The organism is Chryseobacterium contaminans (genome assembly GCF_001684955.1).
In the GTDB taxonomy this organism is placed as follows: Bacteria; Bacteroidota; Bacteroidia; order Flavobacteriales; family Weeksellaceae; genus Chryseobacterium; species Chryseobacterium contaminans.
In genome coordinates this window covers 1-22,568 of record NZ_MAYF01000057.1, presented here as the reverse complement: position 1 = coordinate 22,568, position 22,568 = coordinate 1, and the positions used below count along the sequence as shown (strand labels likewise).

Annotated in this window: 20 protein-coding genes; 15 read left to right on the top strand and 5 right to left on the bottom strand. The window is 35.2% G+C overall.

Going from position 1 to position 22,568, the window contains the following annotated elements; genetic code table 11:
• Positions 1 to 115: 115 nt before the first annotated feature.
• The 4 genes from BBH99_RS04965 to BBH99_RS04950 form a co-directional block, all read right to left on the bottom strand.
• Positions 116 to 1,072, bottom strand: coding sequence for a DUF3810 domain-containing protein (locus tag BBH99_RS04965; RefSeq protein WP_317041484.1), 957 nt, complete (start codon positions 1,070 to 1,072; stop codon positions 116 to 118).
• A gap of 94 nt (positions 1,073 to 1,166) precedes the next feature.
• A complete protein-coding gene (locus tag BBH99_RS04960; RefSeq protein WP_066692805.1) occupies positions 1,167 to 2,612 on the bottom strand; it encodes an MFS transporter in 1,446 nt (481 codons plus the stop codon).
• A gap of 30 nt (positions 2,613 to 2,642) precedes the next feature.
• The gene (locus BBH99_RS04955; protein ID WP_123873014.1) at positions 2,643 to 3,380 is read right to left on the bottom strand and encodes a lysophospholipid acyltransferase family protein; all 738 of its coding nucleotides are present in this window, start codon (positions 3,378 to 3,380) and stop codon (positions 2,643 to 2,645) included.
• Between the two features lie 3 nt (positions 3,381 to 3,383).
• Positions 3,384 to 3,842: a GtrA family protein gene (locus BBH99_RS04950; RefSeq protein ID WP_066692803.1), complete on the bottom strand. Its 459-nt coding sequence runs from the start codon at positions 3,840 to 3,842 to the stop codon at positions 3,384 to 3,386.
• 364 nt (positions 3,843 to 4,206) lie between these two features.
• On the opposite strand from BBH99_RS04950, the gene BBH99_RS04945 reads away from it, so the two are divergent.
• From BBH99_RS04945 to BBH99_RS04935, 3 genes are all read left to right on the top strand, one after another.
• The gene (locus tag BBH99_RS04945) at positions 4,207 to 4,470 is read left to right on the top strand and encodes a hypothetical protein (protein WP_066692800.1); all 264 of its coding nucleotides are present in this window, start codon (positions 4,207 to 4,209) and stop codon (positions 4,468 to 4,470) included.
• Positions 4,471 to 4,555: 85 nt separating this feature from the next.
• Entirely contained in the window at positions 4,556 to 5,407 is an 852-nt protein-coding gene (locus tag BBH99_RS04940; RefSeq protein ID WP_066692797.1) for a BadF/BadG/BcrA/BcrD ATPase family protein, read from the top strand.
• A 15-nt stretch (positions 5,408 to 5,422) separates the two neighbouring features.
• A complete protein-coding gene (locus BBH99_RS04935) occupies positions 5,423 to 7,708 on the top strand; it encodes an NADP-dependent malic enzyme (RefSeq protein WP_066692794.1) in 2,286 nt (761 codons plus the stop codon).
• A 59-nt stretch (positions 7,709 to 7,767) separates the two neighbouring features.
• Here the strand turns inward: BBH99_RS04935 and BBH99_RS04930 are convergent, their stop codons facing one another.
• Positions 7,768 to 8,130 carry a helix-turn-helix domain-containing protein gene (locus tag BBH99_RS04930; RefSeq protein WP_066692792.1) on the bottom strand — a complete coding sequence of 121 codons (363 nt, stop codon included), beginning with the start codon at positions 8,128 to 8,130 and terminating at the stop codon, positions 7,768 to 7,770.
• Between the two features lie 191 nt (positions 8,131 to 8,321).
• Here BBH99_RS04930 and BBH99_RS22290 point away from each other — a divergent pair, with 191 nt between their 5' ends.
• The 12 genes from BBH99_RS22290 to BBH99_RS04870 all read left to right on the top strand — a co-directional run bounded on the left by BBH99_RS22290 (position 8,322) and on the right by BBH99_RS04870 (position 22,218).
• Positions 8,322 to 8,474 (top strand): hypothetical protein, encoded by a 153-nt coding sequence (locus tag BBH99_RS22290; protein WP_165601882.1) that lies wholly within the window; start codon positions 8,322 to 8,324, stop codon positions 8,472 to 8,474.
• Between the two features lie 82 nt (positions 8,475 to 8,556).
• The gene (gene gwsG, locus BBH99_RS04920; RefSeq protein ID WP_066692789.1) at positions 8,557 to 9,522 is read left to right on the top strand and encodes a grasp-with-spasm system ATP-grasp peptide maturase; all 966 of its coding nucleotides are present in this window, start codon (positions 8,557 to 8,559) and stop codon (positions 9,520 to 9,522) included.
• Positions 9,519 to 9,719 carry a hypothetical protein gene (locus BBH99_RS04915; protein ID WP_066692788.1) on the top strand — a complete coding sequence of 67 codons (201 nt, stop codon included), beginning with the start codon at positions 9,519 to 9,521 and terminating at the stop codon, positions 9,717 to 9,719. The genes gwsG and BBH99_RS04915 overlap by 4 nt, the downstream gene beginning before the upstream one ends.
• Complete coding sequence (locus BBH99_RS04910; RefSeq protein WP_066692785.1) at positions 9,694 to 10,692, top strand: hypothetical protein; 999 nt, start codon at positions 9,694 to 9,696, stop codon at positions 10,690 to 10,692. Before BBH99_RS04915 ends, BBH99_RS04910 begins: the two co-directional genes overlap by 26 nt.
• A 6-nt stretch (positions 10,693 to 10,698) precedes the next feature.
• The gene (locus tag BBH99_RS04905) at positions 10,699 to 11,298 is read left to right on the top strand and encodes a hypothetical protein (RefSeq protein WP_123873012.1); all 600 of its coding nucleotides are present in this window, start codon (positions 10,699 to 10,701) and stop codon (positions 11,296 to 11,298) included.
• A gap of 11 nt (positions 11,299 to 11,309) precedes the next feature.
• Positions 11,310 to 12,155, top strand: coding sequence for a vitamin K epoxide reductase family protein (locus BBH99_RS04900; protein ID WP_066692779.1), 846 nt, complete (start codon positions 11,310 to 11,312; stop codon positions 12,153 to 12,155).
• Between the two features lies 1 nt (position 12,156).
• Positions 12,157 to 12,819: a DsbA family protein gene (locus BBH99_RS04895; protein ID WP_066692774.1), complete on the top strand. Its 663-nt coding sequence runs from the start codon at positions 12,157 to 12,159 to the stop codon at positions 12,817 to 12,819.
• Positions 12,819 to 13,622, top strand: a complete 804-nt coding sequence (locus BBH99_RS04890; protein WP_066692767.1) for a GLPGLI family protein — start codon at positions 12,819 to 12,821, stop codon at positions 13,620 to 13,622. Before BBH99_RS04895 ends, BBH99_RS04890 begins: the two co-directional genes overlap by 1 nt.
• A gap of 82 nt (positions 13,623 to 13,704) precedes the next feature.
• Positions 13,705 to 14,289 (top strand): Holliday junction branch migration protein RuvA, encoded by a 585-nt coding sequence (gene ruvA, locus BBH99_RS04885; RefSeq protein ID WP_066692760.1) that lies wholly within the window; start codon positions 13,705 to 13,707, stop codon positions 14,287 to 14,289.
• A gap of 57 nt (positions 14,290 to 14,346) precedes the next feature.
• Positions 14,347 to 21,381, top strand: a complete 7,035-nt coding sequence (sov, locus tag BBH99_RS04880) for a T9SS outer membrane translocon Sov/SprA (RefSeq protein ID WP_066692758.1) — start codon at positions 14,347 to 14,349, stop codon at positions 21,379 to 21,381.
• A gap of 107 nt (positions 21,382 to 21,488) precedes the next feature.
• Entirely contained in the window at positions 21,489 to 21,866 is a 378-nt protein-coding gene (gene gcvH, locus BBH99_RS04875; RefSeq protein WP_066692756.1) for a glycine cleavage system protein GcvH, read from the top strand.
• Between the two features lie 25 nt (positions 21,867 to 21,891).
• Entirely contained in the window at positions 21,892 to 22,218 is a 327-nt protein-coding gene (locus tag BBH99_RS04870) for a VanZ family protein (protein WP_066692899.1), read from the top strand.
• The last annotated feature ends 350 nt before the right edge of the window (positions 22,219 to 22,568 follow it).

Genomic DNA, 22,568 nt, shown 5'->3' with positions numbered 1-22,568 from the left:
AAAATATGTCGTACTTTTACATCGCCTTGAATGAGGGAACAAGTCAAGGTAATAAATTTTTTTTCATCATTTGTGTTTTTAGAATCGTATCGCCTGATACGATTCTTTTTTTTGCCTATTTTTCATAGTTGAGAAGAAGGTCTATAAAATAAGAATAGGTCACTGAACCTTCCTGCTGATTGCTCTTAAGAAACAGATTGTTGGTGAATCCAAAGAGGTCATCAAGCCAACCCTGATGTCTGAATATGAAGCTTTTTTCATAAGCCCGATCTCTCTTCATTCCTGGAGAATAATTTTGGATAACAGATTTTACAAATTCAGGATCTTCCTCAACAATAAATCGGAGAAGGCTTTTTAAAGTGAAGTATTCTGTACTGTATCTTAAATCTATATTGCTGGAGTGAATGCCCATCAGATACCCAATAAAATTAGCTTCCTGTTCTCTGGCAAAACCAAGCTGATGAGAACTTTCGTGAGCTGTTGTGAAAGGGATGAAAGTATGTGGTAATTCAGCGTTATATTGTGCTTCTGCGGTAAAAGGGTTATAATATCCTAATATGCCGGTAAAGTTCATTACTTTTCTAAATAAGCTTGGTTTAATGGCAAGAACCTTAGTACCTTTTTTATCCGATATATATTGTGGAAGTTGTGTTTGCCGGAATAGGATTTCCTTTTGTACCGCTTTAAGATTGGTAACTACAAATATTCCATTGTGATCCTCGTGTACCAATGTGCGGGTAACTTTACATTTTTCCAGATATTGTAAAGCCAGCTTTTTCGCTTTATTTATTTCAGGGGCATTTTGGCTGGAAAGTTTTTTAATGATTGGAGTCTGGAAATACAGCATTCCCCAGAATATCTGATAGATAAAATAAAAGACATTTACTGCAATAAGAATTTTTAATAGGGAAGTATTTCTGCTTTTTTTTCTGCATAAAGCAATGAAACTGTATATGAGAGCAGCTCCCAAAGCAATATAGATGAGATCTCCCATCGAAAAAGGAAGCCAGCTGAAGAGTATCTGATGAAACTCTTTCTGTAACTCAAAGAATTGTTCAAAAAAAGAAATCATCAGTAAAGATTTCGAGAACCCATAGAACAAAAGAAATTGGGCAAGTAATACACCTGCCCAAAATCTTTTCTTTTTATATATTGTCTTTGTTATATTAATGACCATTACCTTTAGATATTTTATCCAGATCAATGCCTTGAGATTTCAGGATGCCAGTTACACGGATTGCATAGAATGCAAGGTAAGCAAAACAAATAACCCCTACGATATAACTGAAGTGGATATTTGTAATATCTGCAATATACCCCTGTAGCATACTTACAATTCCACCTCCCATAATCATCATGATAAGGAATCCTGACCCCTGGTTAGTATGCTTTCCAAGTCCGTTGATTGCCAATGCAAAGATACATGGCCATAAAGTTGAGCAGAAAAGCCCTACGCTGGTAAATGCATACACAGATACCATTCCTGTAGTAAACATACCAATTAGCAATGCAGCAATTCCTGCTACGGAGAAAATTAAAAGCATTCTTGCAGGGTTTCCTTTGCTTAAGATATCACAGATGATCATTGCAATAATGATGAATCCGTATACATAGAACGGAGAAAGGTCGTGGTTTGCAATGGCATTTACGAATAAAAATACACCGAATGCCAAATAAGGAGCTAAAAATCTTAAGATCTTTTTGAATCCGGCATTTACGTCAAATGCTTCCACAGCACCTGTCCAACGGCCAATCATTAATGATGCCCAGTATAATGAAATATAAGGAGCTACTTCTTTGGTTGCAAACCCAAGGTTCTTTTCCATATAAGCAGGAAGGTTACTTGCCGTAGAAACTTCTACTCCTACATAAACGAAGATGGCAATCATTCCCATAACCAATTGAGGATACTGGAATGCAGAAGTTCTATGCTCTCCCGGAGTTGTATCATCAGTATTTTCGGTGTTTGTTGGAGTTATCGCAGGAAGCGAAGAAAATTTAAGCATTAAAGCTACAAGAGCAAAAGCTGCTCCTAATATAAGATAAGGAATTTTTACGCTTTCAACACTCGCTTCCGTATTGGCTGCACTTGCAGATCCAAAAATGGCAAATGAAACAATAAGCGGTCCAATAGTAGTTCCCAGGTTATTGATTCCTCCAGCCATCGTTAGTCTTTGAGACCCGGTTTCTGTAGGGCCTACCTCAATAGCTAAGGGGTTGGCAACAATCTGCTGTAGAGAGAATCCTAAACCTACAATAAATAATCCGGAGATCATTAACGGGAAAGAATGCAGGTTGGCTGCGGGGTAGAACAATAGGGTTCCCAATGCAGAAATTAAAAGTCCCACAATAAGACCGTTTTTATACCCGATTTTGTTGATCAAATCCTGTTTCAGGCTCTTTGATACAATCATATAAATTAAGGAGCCTACAGTATATGCTACATAGAAGCATATCTGGACCAGCATGCTTTCAGTTTGAGACAAGTTGAAGGCTTTTTGAAAAACTGGGATAAGAATATCATTACTGGCTGCTACAAATCCCCAAAAGAAGAATACAGTAACCAACGGAATGAATTGGGCCCAATTGGTTTGTTTAGAATAATTTGACATATTTATTATAGGTTTCGCAAACAAATATAACTATTTACTTTCAACGGAATACCTGATTAAGGTTTTTTTTATTTCCTCATAAGCCTCTGCCTTTAGGTTCTTGGGCGAATCAGTAGGTTCTATAATTCCATTAAAATACACCTTTACTCTTCCAGGATAGCCTTTAGAGTTGTCAAAAGGAAACATTTCCTTAAGACCGATAAAGGTATAAACAGCAATTGGTGAGTTGTGTTTTGAGGATAATATAAATGCCCCATCCTTAAAGTCATCAAGAATGATAGAGGTGTCATCCGGTACACCTCCTTCCGGGAAAATGGCAATGCTGTTGCCTTCTTCCATTTTTTCAGCACATCTGCGATAAACATCAGCGCGGCTTTTTGCACTTGATCTGTCTACCATTACACATATCCTTTGATAAATAGTTCCGAAAATAGGAATTTTAACAAGCTCTTTTTTTCCAACAAAACAAATTGGATGATGTGGGAAAAGAATGCATGTCAGCATGATATCCATGATTGAAGTATGATTCGAGATGAAAACATACTCTTTGCTTCTGTCTTTTTTCTGTTCAGAAAGTTGAATAAGGTCATACCGGAAGCCCATACCATAAAACATACCGAAACACCATAGACGGACAAATTTATAGGCATACTTATAATGTTTCTTACTAAAAGATAAAATATAAACGGGGATTCCAAGAGTGGTTGTTAGAATAAACGCTAATAGCAACAGCCAAAACCTCCAGAGATAATTTAAAATTTTTGTCACAGTTTAACCGTTAAAAATTACTTTCTTCTTTACCGAATAATTAAGAATGGAGACCAACAGAATTGCAGCAATTTTACTGATCATTTCCGGGCTCAAGGTATAAAAAATTAAATTGATATTATCTTTAAATATAACACTGTAAAATATCTGGAAGAAACCAAGGCTTAATAATGTGGAGATAAATGAGACTGCCATAAAATAAGCAAATTCTTTTTTCTTGGAATGCTTTCCTCTTTCAAAAACAAACCAGATACTTAAAAAGTAGTTGCTGATGATTCCGCAGCTGGTAGAGAATATATTGCTTAAAGGATAATGTACACCATGAAAGTTAGTTTCTTTTACAAAGAAGTGTGGTAGGTAAGTGCTAAATATTTTGAAGCTGCCAATCTCAACAATGGCGCTTAGTCCTCCGGCAATAATGAAGAACAAAACTTGTTTCTGGCGTATGAGTATTTCTTTCATTTAATTAATATAAAAACTGAAAATATATCTTTTATTGTATTGGATATTAGAATGTTTTATAACAGAAACAATCATTATCCTGGCGGTCCTGTGTATTCATAATGGTTTTCAATTATTTCAAATCAAGACTATTTACAATATGGATATGCAAATTTATAACTATATGTTAAACACTGAAAAAAGTTGTTAAAATATTTTTTTAAATAAAAATTATTTCTAATTTTAATAAGCAGAATGATGTTACTATAACCTGATAATAAATTCATTTTCAAATCCTTGTGATAATGGTTTTTTCTATCTTGTAATGCGCGGTTGAAAGCATACTACTCTAATTTTTTATGACCCAATTGATAATAATATTTGTATGAAACGTCAAAACAAATACAGAAAATTCCAGCTTCAACAGAAAAATATTGAAGCTCTTGAGAAAGAAAACTCCCGCTTCAAACGAGTGTATTCTGAATATGAAAATATGTCTAATGAACTTTGGAATCTTGAGAACTCTAATGGTGAACCCGTTCCCGATGATTTTATCAATGCTATGGTACTGCAGGCATCTTATCTGGAAGATGAAATTGAAGACTGGCTTCTTCAGTTCAACGAAAAAAAAACGAAGATTAGACATTAATGATTTTAGACAGCTTCCATATTGTTTTTAAATGCTATTTGAAGATAAATTCATAATTTAGCACCCTTAAATTAAAATCTAAAATATGGTTGCTATTGTAGATAGTGGTTCTACTAAATCGGATTGGGTAATTCTTGATGACTTCAAAAAGGTTTTTCTTAAAACCGAAACTATTGGGTTTAATCCAAATTTTATCAACAGAGAACTTATCACTCCTGAAATACAGAAGAACAGCAACCTGATGTTGGTAAAGAATTCAATCACCAAAGTCTTTTTTTATGGCTCCGGATGTGGGGTGAAGAAAAACTGTGAAACCATCGAAACTGAGCTTAAGAAAGTATTTGACAAGGCTGAAATCATTGTTAAAGAAGATTTGATGGCTGCTGCATATGCCGCCTATAAAGGAAAACCTGCGATTGTGTGCATTTTAGGCACAGGATCTAACTCCTGTTATTTTGATGGAGAAAATCTTAAGATTGAATTACCATCCCTTGGATTCCTGATAGGAGACGAGGGCAGCGGAAGTGCGATCGGAAAACAACTGGTACGCAGATATTTCATGAAAAAACTTCCTGCCGATCTGCATAATGAATTTGAGACAGATTATAAACTTACCATAGAAGATGCATTGAAACATATGTATCATGCTCCAAGACCAAATGCTTATTTAGCTGATTTCAATAAATTTGTTGTGGAAAGAAAGGATCATCCTTACTTTGTGAACATGGTTTCCGAAGAAATGAAAAGCTTCTTCGAATACCAGGTTATGCCTTATCAGGAGGTTCATAATGCTGAAATCAACTTTATTGGCTCCATTGCTTATTATTATGAAAATATTTTACGCTCTGTAGCGGAAGACCTTAATTTAAATGTGGGACATGTAGTTCAGAAACCAATTGAAAGCTTAGTAGATTACCACATTAAATATATACTCTAACAAAAAATAAAACGTATGTCAAGTAACAACAATCGCGACGAAAAGAACTTTAGTCAGGCCGCGTTAGATTATCATAAAGCAGAACCCAAAGGGAAAATTGAAGTTATACCATCCAAGCCACACTCTTCTCAAAGAGATTTATCATTGGCTTATTCTCCCGGAGTAGCGGTTCCTTGTATGGAAATCCACGATAAGCCGGAAACAGTATATGATTACACAGGAAAAGGAAACCTTGTAGCTGTAATTTCTAATGGTACAGCTGTACTTGGATTAGGAGATATTGGTGCTGAAGCATCAAAGCCGGTAATGGAAGGGAAAGGGCTTTTGTTCAAAATTTTCGCTGATATCAACGTTTTTGATATTGAGATTGATGAAAAAGATCCGGATAAATTCATTGAAATCGTAAAAGGAATTGCTCCTACATTTGGAGGAATCAATCTTGAAGATATTAAAGCTCCTGAGGCTTTTTATATAGAGCAAAGATTGAAAGAGGAATTGAACATCCCTTTGATGCACGACGATCAGCACGGAACAGCAATTATTTCTGCTGCTGCATTAATCAACTCTTTACAGATCGCCAATAAAAATATTGAAGATGTAAAAATGGTAGTGAACGGAGCAGGAGCTGCGGCAATTGCTTGTACCAAACTTTACATTTCATTAGGATTGAAAAAAGAAAATGTTCTGATGTGCGACAGTAAAGGAGTTATCAACCACAAAAGAGAAAATCTTACTCCTGAAAAATTAGACTTCATTGCTCAGACAGATATTGAAACATTAGAAGATGCTGTAAAAGGTTCTGATGTTTTTGTAGGATTATCTAAAGGAAATGTGATGACTCCGGAAATGCTGTTAAGCATGAACGAAAATCCTATTGTATTTGCTTTAGCTAACCCTGATCCTGAAATTGCCTATGACCTTGCTCTTGCAACCCGTAAAGATGTGATCATGGCAACAGGAAGAAGTGATTTTCCTAATCAGGTGAACAACGTATTAGGATTCCCTTATATTTTCCGTGGTGCATTAGACGTTCAGGCTACAGGAATTAATGAAGAAATGAAGCTTGCAGCAGTACATGCAATTGCTGATCTTGCAAAAGAACCGGTACCGGAAGCCGTAATTCTTGCTTATAACGTACAGAATTTACAGTTCGGAAGAGAATATTTCATTCCAAAACCATTCGATAACAGGTTGATTACAAAAGTATCAAGTGCTGTTGCTAAAGCGGCTATTGAAAGCGGGGTGGCAAGAAAAGAAATCACTGATTTTGAAGAATATGAGCACCAGCTGTTAGACAGAATGGGTAGAGATGAAAGATTGGTAAGAATGATGCAGAGCCGTGCAAAATCCAATCCGAAGAGAATTACCCTTGGAAATGCTGAAGAATACAATGTATTAAAAGCAGCTCAGATTCTTTACGAAGAAGGAATTGCTTACCCAAGCCTTTTAGGAGATAAAAAATACATCAAGGAGCAGATGGAACGTTACGGGATCAACCTGGATATTCCAATCATTGACCCAAGTGATGATGATCAGAAAGAAAACAGAAAAAAATACAGAGAAACACTTTGGAAACTTCGTCAGAGAAAAGGAATGAACGAGTACAAAGCGAAGAGATATGTTCGTCAGAGAGACTATTTCGGACCTTTAATGCTGAAGCATGGAGATACGGATGGTCTTATCGTAGGATTCTCTAAGAACTACACTTCTGTATTACGTCCTGTTCTAGAAGTTATTGAAAAAGATAAAGGCGTAGATAAAGTAGCGGCAATGATGATGATCCTGTCTGAAAAGAAACCTATTTTCTTTGCAGATACATCCATCAACCAAAACCCTACAGCAGAAGACCTTGTGAATATTGCTAAAATGGCAGAATTTACAGTGAAATCTTTTGCTATTGAGCCTAGAATTGCAATGCTTGGATTTGAAAACTTTGCTGCCATTTCAGATACTTCTAAAAAAGTAGCAAAAGCAGTAAGCATCCTTCATGAGAAATATCCTAAGATGATTGTTGATGGTGAAATTCAGCCGGATTTTGCAATGAATGCAGATCATTTAAGCGATTATCCATTCTCAAAATTAGGAACTACTCCAGCCAATACATTCATCTTCCCGAATCTTGAAAGTGCCAACCTTTCTTACAAAATTCTAAGAGGAATGAAAGTAGCACAAGTTATCGGGCCAATCCTGATGGGATTAAAGCAGCCGGTACACGTTCTTCAGATGCGTTCAAGCGTAGATGAGATCGTAAACCTTGCAACCATTGCCGTTCTTGACGCACAGAGAAGAGAGAAAAAGTAGTTTACTTACTATAAAAATCATAAAAAAGCATCTTACTATAAGATGCTTTTTTATTCAGTCTACTTTTTGTTCTTTTTTAACTTATTATTTTCTTCTAAAAGTTTTTCGTTTTCCTTCTCTAATCTTTCAATATATTTTTTCTGGGTTTCTAAAATGAAATCCGGAATTTGAGAGTAGGTAATACTACATGTTTGTAAGCTGTTTTCAGATGAAAGAGGATGTTTTATACCATTACTTTTAATACTTTCCAGAGATACTTCCAATGCTTTCGCAAGCTTTTTCCATTCATCGTCATAAATTTTAACTTCGCCCCGTTCTTTTCTCGAATAATTAGAGGCGTCTGTTCCTATGATTTTCCCCATTTGTACCTGAGATAATCCCTTTTGTCTTCTCAGGCTTTTTAATTTTTCATGCGTCTCCATTGTCTTTATGTTTTTTACAAATGTGCATAATTTGTAAATTATTTGCAAGGAAATTGCAGGAAAAATGCATATTATTTCTTTATTTGGTGATTTTGTTATTTGTATCTTCACCAATGTCAATGGTGACAAAACAAACTAAAATTTAACCTATGAAAAAACTAGAAAACCTTAAGGGGAAAAAATTAGGCAACATGAAAAGTATTATGGCCGGTCAAAAATCAATGTCATCAGATTTAGGATTAGCTGGTCCATGTGGAGGAACAGGTACAATGGATGATCCGCATGTATTGGAAACACTTACTATTACAAAAGGCGGAGGCGGTACTAATGATGGATGTGACTAGTCCACTGATCTTTTAAAAAAAACTGAAGACTCTTTATCCTATAAAGAGTCTTCCTTTATCTATTATCTAGTAATTTGTAAATATGATTCTAATTTTATCAACGCCAAATGACGATGATACCAATATTGTGATGGAGCATTTGGCTGTCTTGGGTGAAAAATGTTTAAGAATAAATGATCTTGATTTGTTTAATGGCAAAATAAAAATGCATTATGAACTGTCACCGGAGCCTAAACTGTTTGTAGAGAGTATCTATTTTGAAAAGACAGATTTATCTAACGTAAAATGTGTTTGGTTCAGAAAATTTGGATTCTTCGATAAATTTAAACCTAATTTTCAGGGCGAAACCAATATTGAAATGTTAGAGTACTTAAAGTTGGAATATACTACTACTTTAGATCTTTTTTTTGATTTTTTGAAAGAAAAAAAATGGCTCAACCATTATTTAAATATCAAAAAAATAAATAAAATCAGTGCTCTCATAGCATCTCAGAAACTTGGACTTAATATTCCGAAGACCACCATTACTAATACCACAGGATCATTAAATCCAAATGAATCATACATTACAAAATCCATAAAAGATGGAACTGTGGTTAATGTTAAAGATAAAATATTTTTCTTTCTAACAAAAGAAGTTAACCATAAGACAATGGCCCGGTACAAAATTTTTTTTCCAAGTCTATTTCAGGAGAAGATAGAGAAGGAATATGAGCTTAGGATCTTTCATTTAAACGGAGTAAATTATCCTATGGCTATTTTTTCACAGCGGGATGCCCAGACAGGTGTGGATTACAGACACTATAATTATAGTAAACCCAACAGAATGATTCCTTACGCTCTACCTCAGGAAATTGACGTAAAGATCTGTGAGCTAATGAAAGCTTTAGGGCTTGATACGGGCTCATTGGATATTATAAAAGGAAAAGACGGGCAATATTATTTCCTGGAGGTAAATCCTTCAGGGCAATTCAGAATGACATCGCTGCCATGTAATTATAATCTTCATTATGAAGTTGCCATCTGCTTAAAAGAAATGAATACATGAAAAAAACATTATTAAAAGAACTTGGATATGAGAAAAAGAAAGAACTGCTTCCTGCTATTTTTTCACATATAACTCCTATGGATGTCTCTAAAATAAAAAGAGACCGCCCCTTCAGACTAGCTCATACTAATATTCACCAGTCAGAAATCTATTGTTTAAGAATATATAAAGATGGAATTAACATATCTACAGAATAATAAAGAAAAATATATCCATGTATTTTCATGCTGTATCCCTGTTAAAGGCCATGAAAGAGGCGCAATATATGATCTTCAGAGAGAAGATATTGAATTTGTACCCAATACGATGATCGATTTTTTAAACTATATAAAAAATAAAAAGCTAAACTATGTTCTTAAGGAATTTGAAGCAGATGAAATGGTATTAACATACCTGGATTTCTTAGAAAAGAATGAATTTATTTTTTATTCTGATAAAGAATTTTTTCCGGAATTATCAGCCCAAAGTATCAATGAGGATACTTCTGCTATACAGTTTGTCACAATAACTCATTCAAATCTGATTAAAGATAATTGGAACCAGGTGGTTAAGAATGTTAATGAACTTGGAGTGAAAAGACTACATGTCCATATTAATGATCCTGATTGTATGGAAGAAATAAATCATATTCTGTATTCATTAGATTATTCAAGAGTAACGAATATTTCGTTTTCAATGCCTTATCAGAAAGTTGATAAAAAATTATATAAGAATAACCGGCTAAAGACCTTATACCTTTTTAACTCACCCAAAGCAAAGGTAACTGTTAATAATGAAGTGACCAGTGTTTTTATAACAGCAGGAGATGATAAGATATTTTTACCTAAATTTAGTATTAATACTGTTGATATTAACATGACAGCTTACAATATTGCAAGGAATTACAATTTATCATTATATAAAACGGTATTTGTAGATGAATACGGGAATATTAAATTTAATATAACCGATACATTAAGTTATGGTAATATCACGAATTCATTCGAAGAAATAACAAGAAAAACTATTCCTGAGCTGGCAAAAGTCTGGAATATCAAAAAGGAGCATATTGCCCCCTGTAATATCTGTGAATTCAGATTATGCTGTACAGTGGTTCAGGTTCCTTTCAAAACCGAGAATGGCTACGTTATGAAATGTAATTATGATCCATATAATGCTGAACTAAATTAGAAAACCATGAGTAAAAAATTAATTGGATGTTGGATATTATTCTTTTTTTGCCTTATGATGCAAAGCTGTAAAAATTATTATTATCTGAAACATACTCCTGCAATAAAAAATGAAGACGGAAATAATACCCATACCTTAAAGTTTGCTCATGAAACTATACCATTTACTACTTATGCAGACTATCATTACAATACAGTAAATAAAAAATACATTTTCTTTACTACAAAAGAAGTAAGCCGTATTCTTAATTCAAAATTTAAGAAGCCATTCAATGAACAGTTTCTGTTTATGTATACTAACATGAGTATTTATAATAATTTGTTAGGCTTTTATTATGAAGGGATTTCATTAGAGGATGTTAAAAAAAGCTATGATAGAATGCCGGATGTTGATTTAGGAAACGGAGCTTTGTATACATATCGTTCAGAAAAGTTTAATGTTGTAGATATTTACAGAAAATCTGAAGGTGGGGTCATAAGGTTTGTTAATCTGAACAATCCGGATGAAGAAGACTCTCAGAACAAAAAATTTCATCGTGAAGTCAATACCCTGTTTTTTAATCTCAACAGTAATTTGTGGGATAAAAGTGCAGTAGACTTTCAATAAACTGTAGAAATATGGTTGAAAGTATATCCAATATTTTAAAGTATCTTGAGAAAAAAGATATTTACTTAGACAAAAAAGAATTTTCATTTCAGGTCAATTCTCATCCTGCATTTCCAAGCTTACTGTCAATAGTAAGTGCTTTGAATGTTAATAAAATTTCTAATTACGCAATTGAAATAGATAATTCTGAGATCAATGAACTTCCTGAAGATTTTATGACATTTATAGAATTTACAGATCATAAGCAGGAGTTTACATTTGTTGAGAAAATAAGTGAAGGATATCTCGTTAGTGGAAAGCATAAAATGTCAGAAAAAGATTTTCTTTTGAAGTGGAATAATATTGTTGTTCTGCTTGATGAACCAGAGCCTTTTTCAGTAGAGAAAAAAAAGGGAGGATACAGAATGCTTTTTGTAAGCATTATTATAGTAGCTTTACTAATATACAGCTATTATCAGATGAATATATTCCATTTTATTTATTTTTTTTTATCACTGTGTGGTTTTCTGTTATCTGTACTTTCGTTAAGAAAAGTATTTGGAATTGAAAGTCCTGTAATGAATAAAGTATGTTCCGGAACTTATACAGACTGTTCATTTTCGGAAGAAGAAAAGAACAGAAATTTTATTTCCGGTTTCGGAGATTACAGCCTTGTATATTTCTTTACCAATATCATTAGTGTTTTATATCTGGATACGATTACTTTTATTACTATACAGAAAATCTTACTAATTATTATTGTTCCTATCATAGGATATTCTCTTTTTTATCAGTTTTTCAGAATAAAGAAGGTTTGCCCCATGTGTATTGGAATAATTATTCTTCTTCTTTTGCAAACCTATATTTTATTCCTCTGATATGAATTTAGTTCTCTTGGTTCATCTGTTTATATATGGTCTTTTCTATTTGCTTATTTTTATTGTATGGTTATGGATCAGAAATTATTTAAAAGAAAATGAAAAAGTTAAAAACCAGCTTGTCATAAAAACCAGAACTGTCAGAAACTATGATGTTTTTGTGAATACCTTATATAAGCAGGAAAAGAAAGTATTACCTGAACCGTTAATTGTTTTGGGCAATAAGGAGAGCTCTTTAGAATTAACAATATTTACAAGCCTTTACTGTAAAATGTGCAAAGATATCTGTGAAATAATTGATAGGATATTATTTGCTTATGGAGATGAGATAAGGATAAATATATTTTTTAAAAAACAATCTTTGGAAGATAAAAATGCCTTCCTGTATGTTCTACATCATATTTTTTTACAAAAAGGAGAACAAGAGTTTTTGAAGGCATTAAACTTTTGGTTTGAAAATAAAAATCTTGATCCGTGGAAAATCCGGGAACAGTATGATCAGAAAGAAGATCGTGAAAATGTCACAATTTCAAATGAGTGGTTTTTTCATAATGAAATTATTTCTACACCCTCTGTTTTTATCAATGGGTTTATGTATCCTCCTGAATTTGAAAAACAAGATTTATATTATCATATAGAAGGAATTATAGAAAATAATAGATAATGAATTGTAAATTACTGATAACTTTTGTGTTATTGTCATTCGCTCAAAATTTTTATTCTCAGGATATAAGAATAGACTATAATCTTGTCTATAAAGAAGACACTTTAAGTTCTGAAACAGTATCCAAAAAAATGGTACTTCTCGTTCAGGATGGGGAATCCAGATTTTGTACGGAAAAACAATACCAGGTAGATTCTCTGAGAAGTATTGGCTTTAAAGGTTTTGCCATGGGAGATCATGTTTTTGATGCAGTAAAGGATAAGCAGAATAGAAGCTCAAAGTATTACTATATATTAGCTGATGTATATAAACTGACAGAACCAATACAGCTGGATTGGAAAATAGAAAAAGAGGTTGCTGAAAAATATGGTTATAACTGCCAGAAAGCAACATTAAGCTACAAAGGAAGGGATTGGGAAGCCTGGTTTACACAAGATATTCCCTTGCAGGAAGGGCCTTATGTTTTCAAAGGATTACCAGGCCTGATTGTGGAGATGGAAGATAAAAGTCATTCCTATAAATTCTCCTTTTCAGGATTGAAAAAAGGCTTTCACAAAATGGATTTTGAGGGTTTTAGCGCTAAGCCAATGGACATCTCAAGGAGTAATCTTAAAAAGGCAATGCTGGATTATTATAATGATCCGTTCCGGGAAATGAGAACCGGAAACGTGAAAGCAAAATTTAAAGATGAAAAAGGAAATGATGTAGAACCTGATTTTAGGGAAATGACAAAGAAAACACAATCTTTCCTGAAAAAAAACAATAATCCGATAGAATTATCAGAAGCCATTAAATATCCATAGTGGGTAAAAACAATTTATTTTAACCTTTAATGCTGTATTTGGAGGTTAAATTTTTATATTTGGGGAGTTTCAAAAATTAATAATGATATTTTCTTTACAAGGTACTGTTCAAGAACTTACACCTACCTATGCAGTAATCAATGTACAAGGCGTTGGCTACTATGTGGGGATCAGCTTAATGACCTCACAAACACTTACTGTAAATCAACAAACTGTTTTATTTATCCAGCAGATTATCCGTGAAGATGCTCATCTTTTGTTCGGCTTTAACACTCGTTCGGAAAAAGAGATGTTCAATCTGTTAATAAGCGTTAATGGAGTAGGAGCTGTTTCAGCACTTATTCTCCTGTCTACATTAAGCCTTGATGAGATTGCTTCCGGAATACTTTCAGGAAACAGTGCACTGATTCAGAAGGCCAAGGGAATCGGGGCTAAAACGGCTGAAAGAATTATTGTTGATCTTAAAGATAAAGTACAGAAATTCAGTGGTCCAGCGGAGAATATTTCCTCGCTGGTGAATAATAAAATCAAGGATGAAGCGTTATCTGCATTAGAAGTTTTAGGGATTCCTAAAAGAACAAGTGAGAAGATGGCGGATAAGATCTTAAAACAAAATCCAGATCTCTCGGTTGAAGAATTGGTTAAACAAATTTTAAAAAACATTTAACATTTGGTGGCGAATAATAAGCATTTTAAAATATTTTTGTTCCTATCGTTCCTTTTTATGTCTGTAAGTGCTTTTGCACAACAGGCAAAAGATACAACGATTATACGAAAACAATATGAAATAGCAGACCCCACGAGGTATGAAGCCTATTTCGACATAAAAACGGGGATGTACTATGTATACCCCAAAATTGGAAATACCATTACCGGTCCTCCTACTGCCATGTCTCCGGAAGAGTATAAGGAATATGTACTTGCCCTCCAGACCAGAGCATACTATAAGGAGAAATCGGAAAAATATAATCTCCTTTTCAGAAAAGACAAAAGTGATGCCAGAAAGAAGGGGCTCATCCCTTCTGTAATGATCAACAACAAATTGTTTGAAACCCTGTTTGGAGGGAATAAAATTGAGATCATTCCTTCCGGATATGCATCCATTGACTTTGCAGGACTTTACCAGAAAATAGATAACCCGCTGATCCTACCACAGAACAGGACCAGCTTTACTTTTGATATAGACCAGAGAATTCAGCTAGGATTATTGGGGAAAGTAGGGGAGAACCTTCAGCTAAAAGCTAATTATGACACTCAAAGTGGTTTTGCATTTGAAAACAGAATGAACCTCGTATGGCAGGCTAAAGGAAGCTGGAAAGATCTTCAGAGTAAAGGTCTTGGAAATGTGGATAAACCTAATGAAGGGGGTGAAGATAAAATCATTAAAAGAGTAGAATTCGGTAATGTAAATATGCCGCTTTCAACAAGCTTAATCCGAGGTTCACAATCATTGTTTGGGGTAAAAACAGAATTCCAGTTAGGAAAAACATTTGGAACCGTTGTGCTTTCACAGCAACAGGGTGAAGCCAGAAATATTGTAGTACAGGGTGGTGGGGTAATGAATAACTTTAAAGTTAACGTTACCGACTATGAAGAGAACCAGCACTACTTTTTGGGGCATTATTTCCTTGATAAATATGACAATGCTTTAATTAATTACCCACAGATCAATTCCACCATTAATATTACCAGGCTTGAAGTTTGGGTATTAGACCAAGGAAACAGCAATTTGGCTTATCAGAAAGGAATCATCGGGATCAGGGATCTTGGTGAAGGTGGTGGTACGTTGCCGGATAACTCGGTAAATAATTTATATAACGATATTTCAGCAAAAGCAGGAACAAGAGAAGCTGGTAAAGACTATAACGGCGTGTATCAGGGACAATCATTCTCAGGATCGGCTCCTTATGTAAATGGTGAACATTTTATCTTTAATAGCAAAGCAAGAAAGCTGAATGCCAATGAATTTACATTCCAGCCACAATTGGGATATATTTCATTGAACCAGAAACTTAATGATCAGCAGCTTCTGGCAGTATCCTATTCATATACAGTAAATGGAAGCAATAAAGTATATAAAGTAGGAGAATTTTCGGAAGAAAGTCCTGTTTTGATTACTAAAGTATTGAAAGTAAACAACAGTGTAGACGTATCTTCTCCAATGTGGAAGCTGATGATGAAGAACGTTTATTCTCTAGATGCAGGCCAGGTTTCTCCGGATGGATTTATCCTTAATGTATACTATAAAGACCAGAAAACCGGAGGTAAGGTAAATTATCTTCCTGATACAAATGTTAAAGATTTAAATCTATTAAAATTACTAAACTGGGATCGTCTTAACATGAATGGTGATATCCAGGGTAATAAAGACGGAACTAAAGGAGACGGAATCTTCGATTTTGTACCTGGAATTACAATTAAACCGGAGACCGGGAGAATTATATTTACCAAAGTACAGCCTTTCGGGGATTATATGCAACAGGTACTAGGTTCTAATGATCCTCAATATGTTTTCCATGATCTGTACGATCAGGTTAAACCTACGGGAGGGCAATCCATAGTTCCGCAGCGATATACCATTGAAGGTCGTTACAAAGGTGTTCAGGGACAGGGGATTTCCCTTGGAGCTGTAAACGTACCTCAGGGCTCTGTAAAAGTTTCGGCAAATGGAGTACAGCTTTCCGAAGGGGTAGACTATACCGTAGACTATATGCTTGGTACGGTTACCATCATTAATGAGAATGTAAAACAATCCGGGCAGGCTATTAATATTTCATTGGAAAATCAGCTTACATTCAATACCCAAAGAAAGAGATTCCTGGGATTAAATTTAGAAAGAAGATTCAATGAACACTTTATTTTAGGAGGAACGGTTATCAATTACTCAGAATCTCCGCTTACCCAAAAGGTAAACTTTGGACAGGAAGCTGTTAATAATACAATGGCGGGGATTAATATGATGTATAATAATCAGGCGCCTTATCTTACAAGATTTACGGATAAACTACCATTGATAAAGACTGAAGCTCCTTCCAATATTAACTTCAAAATGGAGGCAGCATACCTCCTTCCAGGACTGAATAATGCAACCAATAATCAGTCTTATATTGACGATTTTGAGCAGACAACCTCTAAAATATCATTAAAAGAACCTGCGGCCTGGAGTTTAGCATCAAGACCGGAAAAAAATACAGAACCACCTTTCAATATTCCGCCAACAAGTGATGATATTACAAGTGGTTATGGAAGAGGACTATTGTCATGGTATTATATTGACCCAAGATTCTGGGGTGTTGGAGGTAAAGCTCCCGGAGGAATTACACCACAGTCAGTGTCTAATCACGCATCAAGAAGGGTAATGCTTTCTGAAATTTATAATAGCAGGGATTTTGTGGCGGGAGATCAAACCTTTACCAATACTTTAGATATCTCTTTTTACCCTAAAGAAAAAGGACCTTACAATGTCAATCCGGGAACAGAACCGGCTGTCAGCAGATGGGGTGGTATTATGAGACCAATCAGTGTACCTAATTTTGTAAGTTCAAATATTGAATATGTTGAGTTTTGGATGATGGATCCATATGCCGACGGTAATAAACTTGGGGATAATCCAAAATTATTATTACACTTAGGGAACGTGTCTGAGGATATCCTTAAAGATGGGAAAATGTTGTATGAAAATGGTCTTCCTGCACCTGGAACAGTATCTGCTACAACAACTTCCAATTGGGGAGTACAGCCCAAACAACCACCTATTCTATATGCATTCTCTACTGAAGGAGATGGAAGAAAGGCACAGGATGTAGGATATGATGGTTTGAGCTCAGATCAGGAAGCAATGAGATTTGGGAATACCTTTGTAAACCCGGTAACCAACATTGTTGACCCTGCTGTGGATGATTTTGTATTCTATATGTCAGACAAATTTACGGGTAACCAGGCTGCCTCGTTGGTTGAGCGTTATAAATATTTCAGAAACCCGGATGGAAACTCTGAAGCTAACTCATTAAGTGTGGCTTCTCAGACTCCGGATGCAGAAGATATTAACCGGGATTATAACCTGGATCAGATTGAAAGCTATAATGAATATCCTATAAAATTAGATCAGGCCAGTCTTTCATTAGGATCTGAGAATAATATCGTTGATGTGAAAACTGTTAAAGCTGTTTTCCAGAACGGACAGTCGGCTGATGTGAAATGGTACCTTTTCAGAATTCCGGTTGCTAAATTTGATAAAACTCAGGGAACTCATAGTGAAACAGTACTTAATAATGTAAGATTTGCAAGATTAATGCTTACAGGATTTGAAAACACATCTACTTTGAGATTCGGGACAATGGATCTTGTAAGATCAGACTGGAGAAAGTACCCTAAAACTCTTGCGCCTTATTCAGACAAAGAATTAGAGCCGGTTGTGGATGAAGGAGTAACAGCGGATTCAGAGATTGAAAAACTAGACGTGGGTAGTGTGAATATTGAAGAGAATGCTCTTAATCAGCCGCCTTATGTATTGCCTCCGGGAATTGACAGACAGGTTTTAAGCGGAAATGCTGGTGCGCAAAGACAGAATGAAGCATCATTATATATGAAAGCTAACGAACTGAGACCAGGTAAAGCACAAGGGGTATTCAAAAATACAAGTCTGGATATGAGAAGATATAAAAAGCTTAAGCTTTTTGTTCATGCCCATGAGCCTAAAGGAACCTTAACAGGAATGGATAATAATACCAAATTCTTTATTCGTTTCGGAAATGATGCTACAGATAACTATTATGAATATGAAGCGTCTTTGAAGTTGACTCCAATTACTGCTACAGCTCCAATGGAAATCTGGCCAATGGAAAATGAAGTAAACCTTGAAATTCAGAATTTTGTTGATGCTAAGATCAGAAGAGATAAAGTGTATGCTGATAAAATTATGCAGAGATTCCTTGATCCTACTTTTGGAGGAGGTGATAACCAGAAAAGAATCTTTATCAAAGGACGTCCAAGTTTAGGAAATGTAACTACTATTATGATTGGTGTTAGGAATGCAGGTTCATCAAGGGTTCCTATAGACAGAATTTTGTGGGTTAACGAAATCCGTCTTTCTGAGATAGAAAATGATGGCGGGTATGCGGGTAACGCAAGCTTGAATTTCAACCTGGGAGATTTTGCAACGGTTAATACCAATGCATCATATACTTCAGTAGGATTTGGAAATATTGATTCTAAACCGGCAGAAAGAAACCAGTCTACTCAATCGGCATTCAGTATCAATACAGCCATTAACGTCGATAAGCTTTTACCGGAAAAAACAGGGATAAAAATTCCATTGAACTATTCTTACTCACAAACCATCGAAGATCCTAAGTATAATCCTTTGGACACGGATGTTGAGTTCAGCAAAGCTCCAAACAGAGAACAGCTTAAAAAAGTGGCAAGAACATATACTCAGCAAAGGAGTATCGGAGTAGTTAATATGCGTAAGGAAAGAGTAAATCAGAATAAAAAGCCTAAGTTTTATGATATCGAAAACGTTTCAGTAACGGCGGTCTATAATGATGATTATTTCAGAGATATTTATACCAAGAGAAATTACAGACAGTATCTGAGAGGATATGTTGATTACAACTATACTTTCAAACCATGGGTGATAAAACCTTTCAACAAAATGATTAGTGATACTGCAAAATCTACTAAATATCTGAGATGGGTAAAAGAATTTAATATCAACCCAATTCCAACAAGATTGTCTTTCAGAACAGAAATTGACAGAAATTATAATGAACTTGAGTTTAGAAATATTGAGGCTATTTTAGGAGGAAATACTAACGGAGATATAAATGCAATCAGAAATAGAAACTTCTACTTCGGATGGCAGTATGGTTTAGGGTTCAACTTTACAAAATCATTAAAACTGGAGATTAATTCTGCAACCAGAACACTTAATGATAATATTGATGTAAACACGATGGACAATAAATCCATCTTCGGAAATGTATTCAGAGCAGGTAGACCGGTATTGTATAATCACAGGGCACAGTTGAATTATAAACTGCCATTCCAGTATTTACCTTATCTGGACTTTATTGATGCGGAAGTTGGGTATGGATTTACCTATAACTGGAATGCAAGATCTACAGCTTTGCTTTCAAGCCCTGAAGGAAGCTTAGGTTCTATTGGGCAAAACACCAATACGATTCAGGCAACGGCAACAGCAGACATTCCTAAGTTCTTTGGACAGTTTAATTATTTTAAAAATATTAATGCCAAGCTTCAGAAACGTAAGCAGGAAATGGATTCCCTAAACAATGTATATACAAAACAATGGGAAAAGAACAGATACAGATATAAAAAGTATAAATTCAAAAATAGGCTTACTCCACTTCAAAGTGCAGCGTTCTTCCTTACTTCATTTAAGCAATTGGATGTAAGTTATACAGAGAACAACGGTACCGTACTTCCTGGTTTATTATCAGCTCCAAATTGGTATGGTTACGGACAGACATTGGGTGGGCCTACTATCGGATTCCTGTTAGGATCTCAGGCAGATATCAGAAGAACCGTAATGGAAAATGGTTGGGTAAGTGACTCTAGGTTTATGACTGATGCCTATGTAAGAATGTCAACAAAAGAATTGCGGGCTAATCTACAGATGATGCCAATGAATGATTTCAGAATTGATTTGAATGTATTGCACAACTTCAGCAGCAACTTCTCCCATTCCGGATTTAACTATGTGAATGATGCTGGAATTTCTGATCCTAACTTTACATTTGCAACCGATATGATCACCTACTCAAACTCAACTATGCTGCTTAATTCATCCTTTAAAGATGGTACGGCAGTGTATCAGGCGATCAGAGAAAATGCAATAAAACTTTCACAACAGCTAGGTGGTCCTAATGCAGAGATTGGAAGTGATGGATTTGCTAAACATTATAGTATAGCCAATGCTTATGTATTGATCCCTGCATTCAGAGCAGCTCTTGAAGGAAAATCTGTTTCTCCGATGGGGAATCCTAAAAAAGCAGGAATGCCATTGCCGAACTGGAGAATTACCTATTCAGGATTGAAGAATATTCCAATAATTAGCGGGCAGTTCACGAAGTTTGATATCTTACACGGTTACACTGCAACGTACACTGCAACAGGAATTCAAAGTAATATTGATTATCATAGTAATCCTGGAGGATATTATCAGACAGTAGATAACGCAGGTGTTATTAAACCGAATGATGGCGACAAGATTAACCCTTATACTTTTGCTCAGGTAGGTTATGTAGAATCCTTCTCACCACTTCTTGGAATAGACGTTACGATGAGAAACAATATGCAGTTCGGATTACAGTATAATAAAAACCGAATGATGGTATTAGGACTGGTAAACCATACGCTTACTGAAGATTCCAATACAGAATATGTAGTAAGACTTGGATATATTGTTCGTAACTTCAGATTAGGTACAGCCAACATAAGAGGAAGAGGAACCAGAGGAAAGGGAAGTGACCTTAATATCAGAGGTGATATTTCATTAAGAGATAGCAGAACTTCTATCATGAATATCTTATTGAACGATTCACAGATTACAGGAGGACAGAGACTTCTCAACATCAAGCTTTCAGCAGACTACAATGTCTCTGAAAACCTGAACCTGAGACTTTTCTACGAACAGATGACCTCGAAGTATAAGATCTCTACAGCCTTCCCGCTGTCTACAATCAGAGCAGGAATTTCTGCAACATTTACGTTCGGAGATTCCGGTGGCGGATTCTAGGAATAACATAAACAAAAAAGTCCTTCTCTTTTGAAGGACTTTTTTTATATCCAATATTTGAAGCTACTATAATTTTGAATACATTTGTAAAAAATAAAAATTTAAAAATGAACACACCATCAGAATTAAAGTACACTAAAGATCACGAATGGATCAAGATTGAGGGTAATGTAGCTACAATCGGTATTACAGATTTCGCTCAGGGAGAGCTTGGAGATATCGTTTATGTAGACGTAGATACTGTAGATGATGATCTAAATGGCGGAGACGTTTTCGGAAGTGTAGAAGCAGTAAAAACTGTTTCAGACTTATTCTTACCTATTTCAGGAAAGGTTATCGAATTCAACTCAGAATTGGAAGACCAGCCGGAGCTGTTAAATACAGACCCTTATGGAAACGGATGGATCATCAAATTAGAAGTTGCTGATGGAGCAGATCAGTCTGAATTGCTTTCTGCAGAAGATTATAAAGCTATCATTGGATAAAATTTCAAAAATATTTAGTAAGATATTGCCCATTTATTGGGCATTTCTTACTTATATGCTCCTTAAACCGGGAGAAGAGAACCGCGAGTATTGGTTCATGTTCAGCGGTATCGATAAAGTATTGCATGTAAGCATATTTGCCGCTTTAGCATTCTCTTTCATTGCCGCATTTCCCAAAATTAAATTCTCTTACTTTTTTCAGATCATTCTTATTTATGCCTTCCTTACTGAAATCATGCAGGCAGAAATGGGGCTTGGGAGATCCATGGAAACATTGGATATTGTTGCCGATACGGTTGGTTGTCTCATCGGTTATTGGACTTATAAGCTTTTAATCAAGCGATATTTCTAATTCTATTTAGGAGTATCTTTCCGGATGAGGTTTTTAATACTCCATCTCACACTTTCTTTAAAAATATTTTCCGTTTAAGTTTCTTTTTTTTTCTTCGGGAGCTATTTCCCGCTATCCACTCATACTCCTCACGCCTTACACTCCTTGGCTCAAACCCTCCGGCACTCCAACTCCCTGTTGCGGGGTAACCGTTCCTATCGGGGCTAGAGAAGGAGGGTGAATGATAGGTAATAGGTAATAGGTAATAGAGTGGTATCAATAATGATATTAACTTCTCTATAAAGAGTAGCCTTCATTTTTCCATCCTTTGGAGGGGTGTCGAAAATTCAAAGAATTTTTGATGGGGTGAA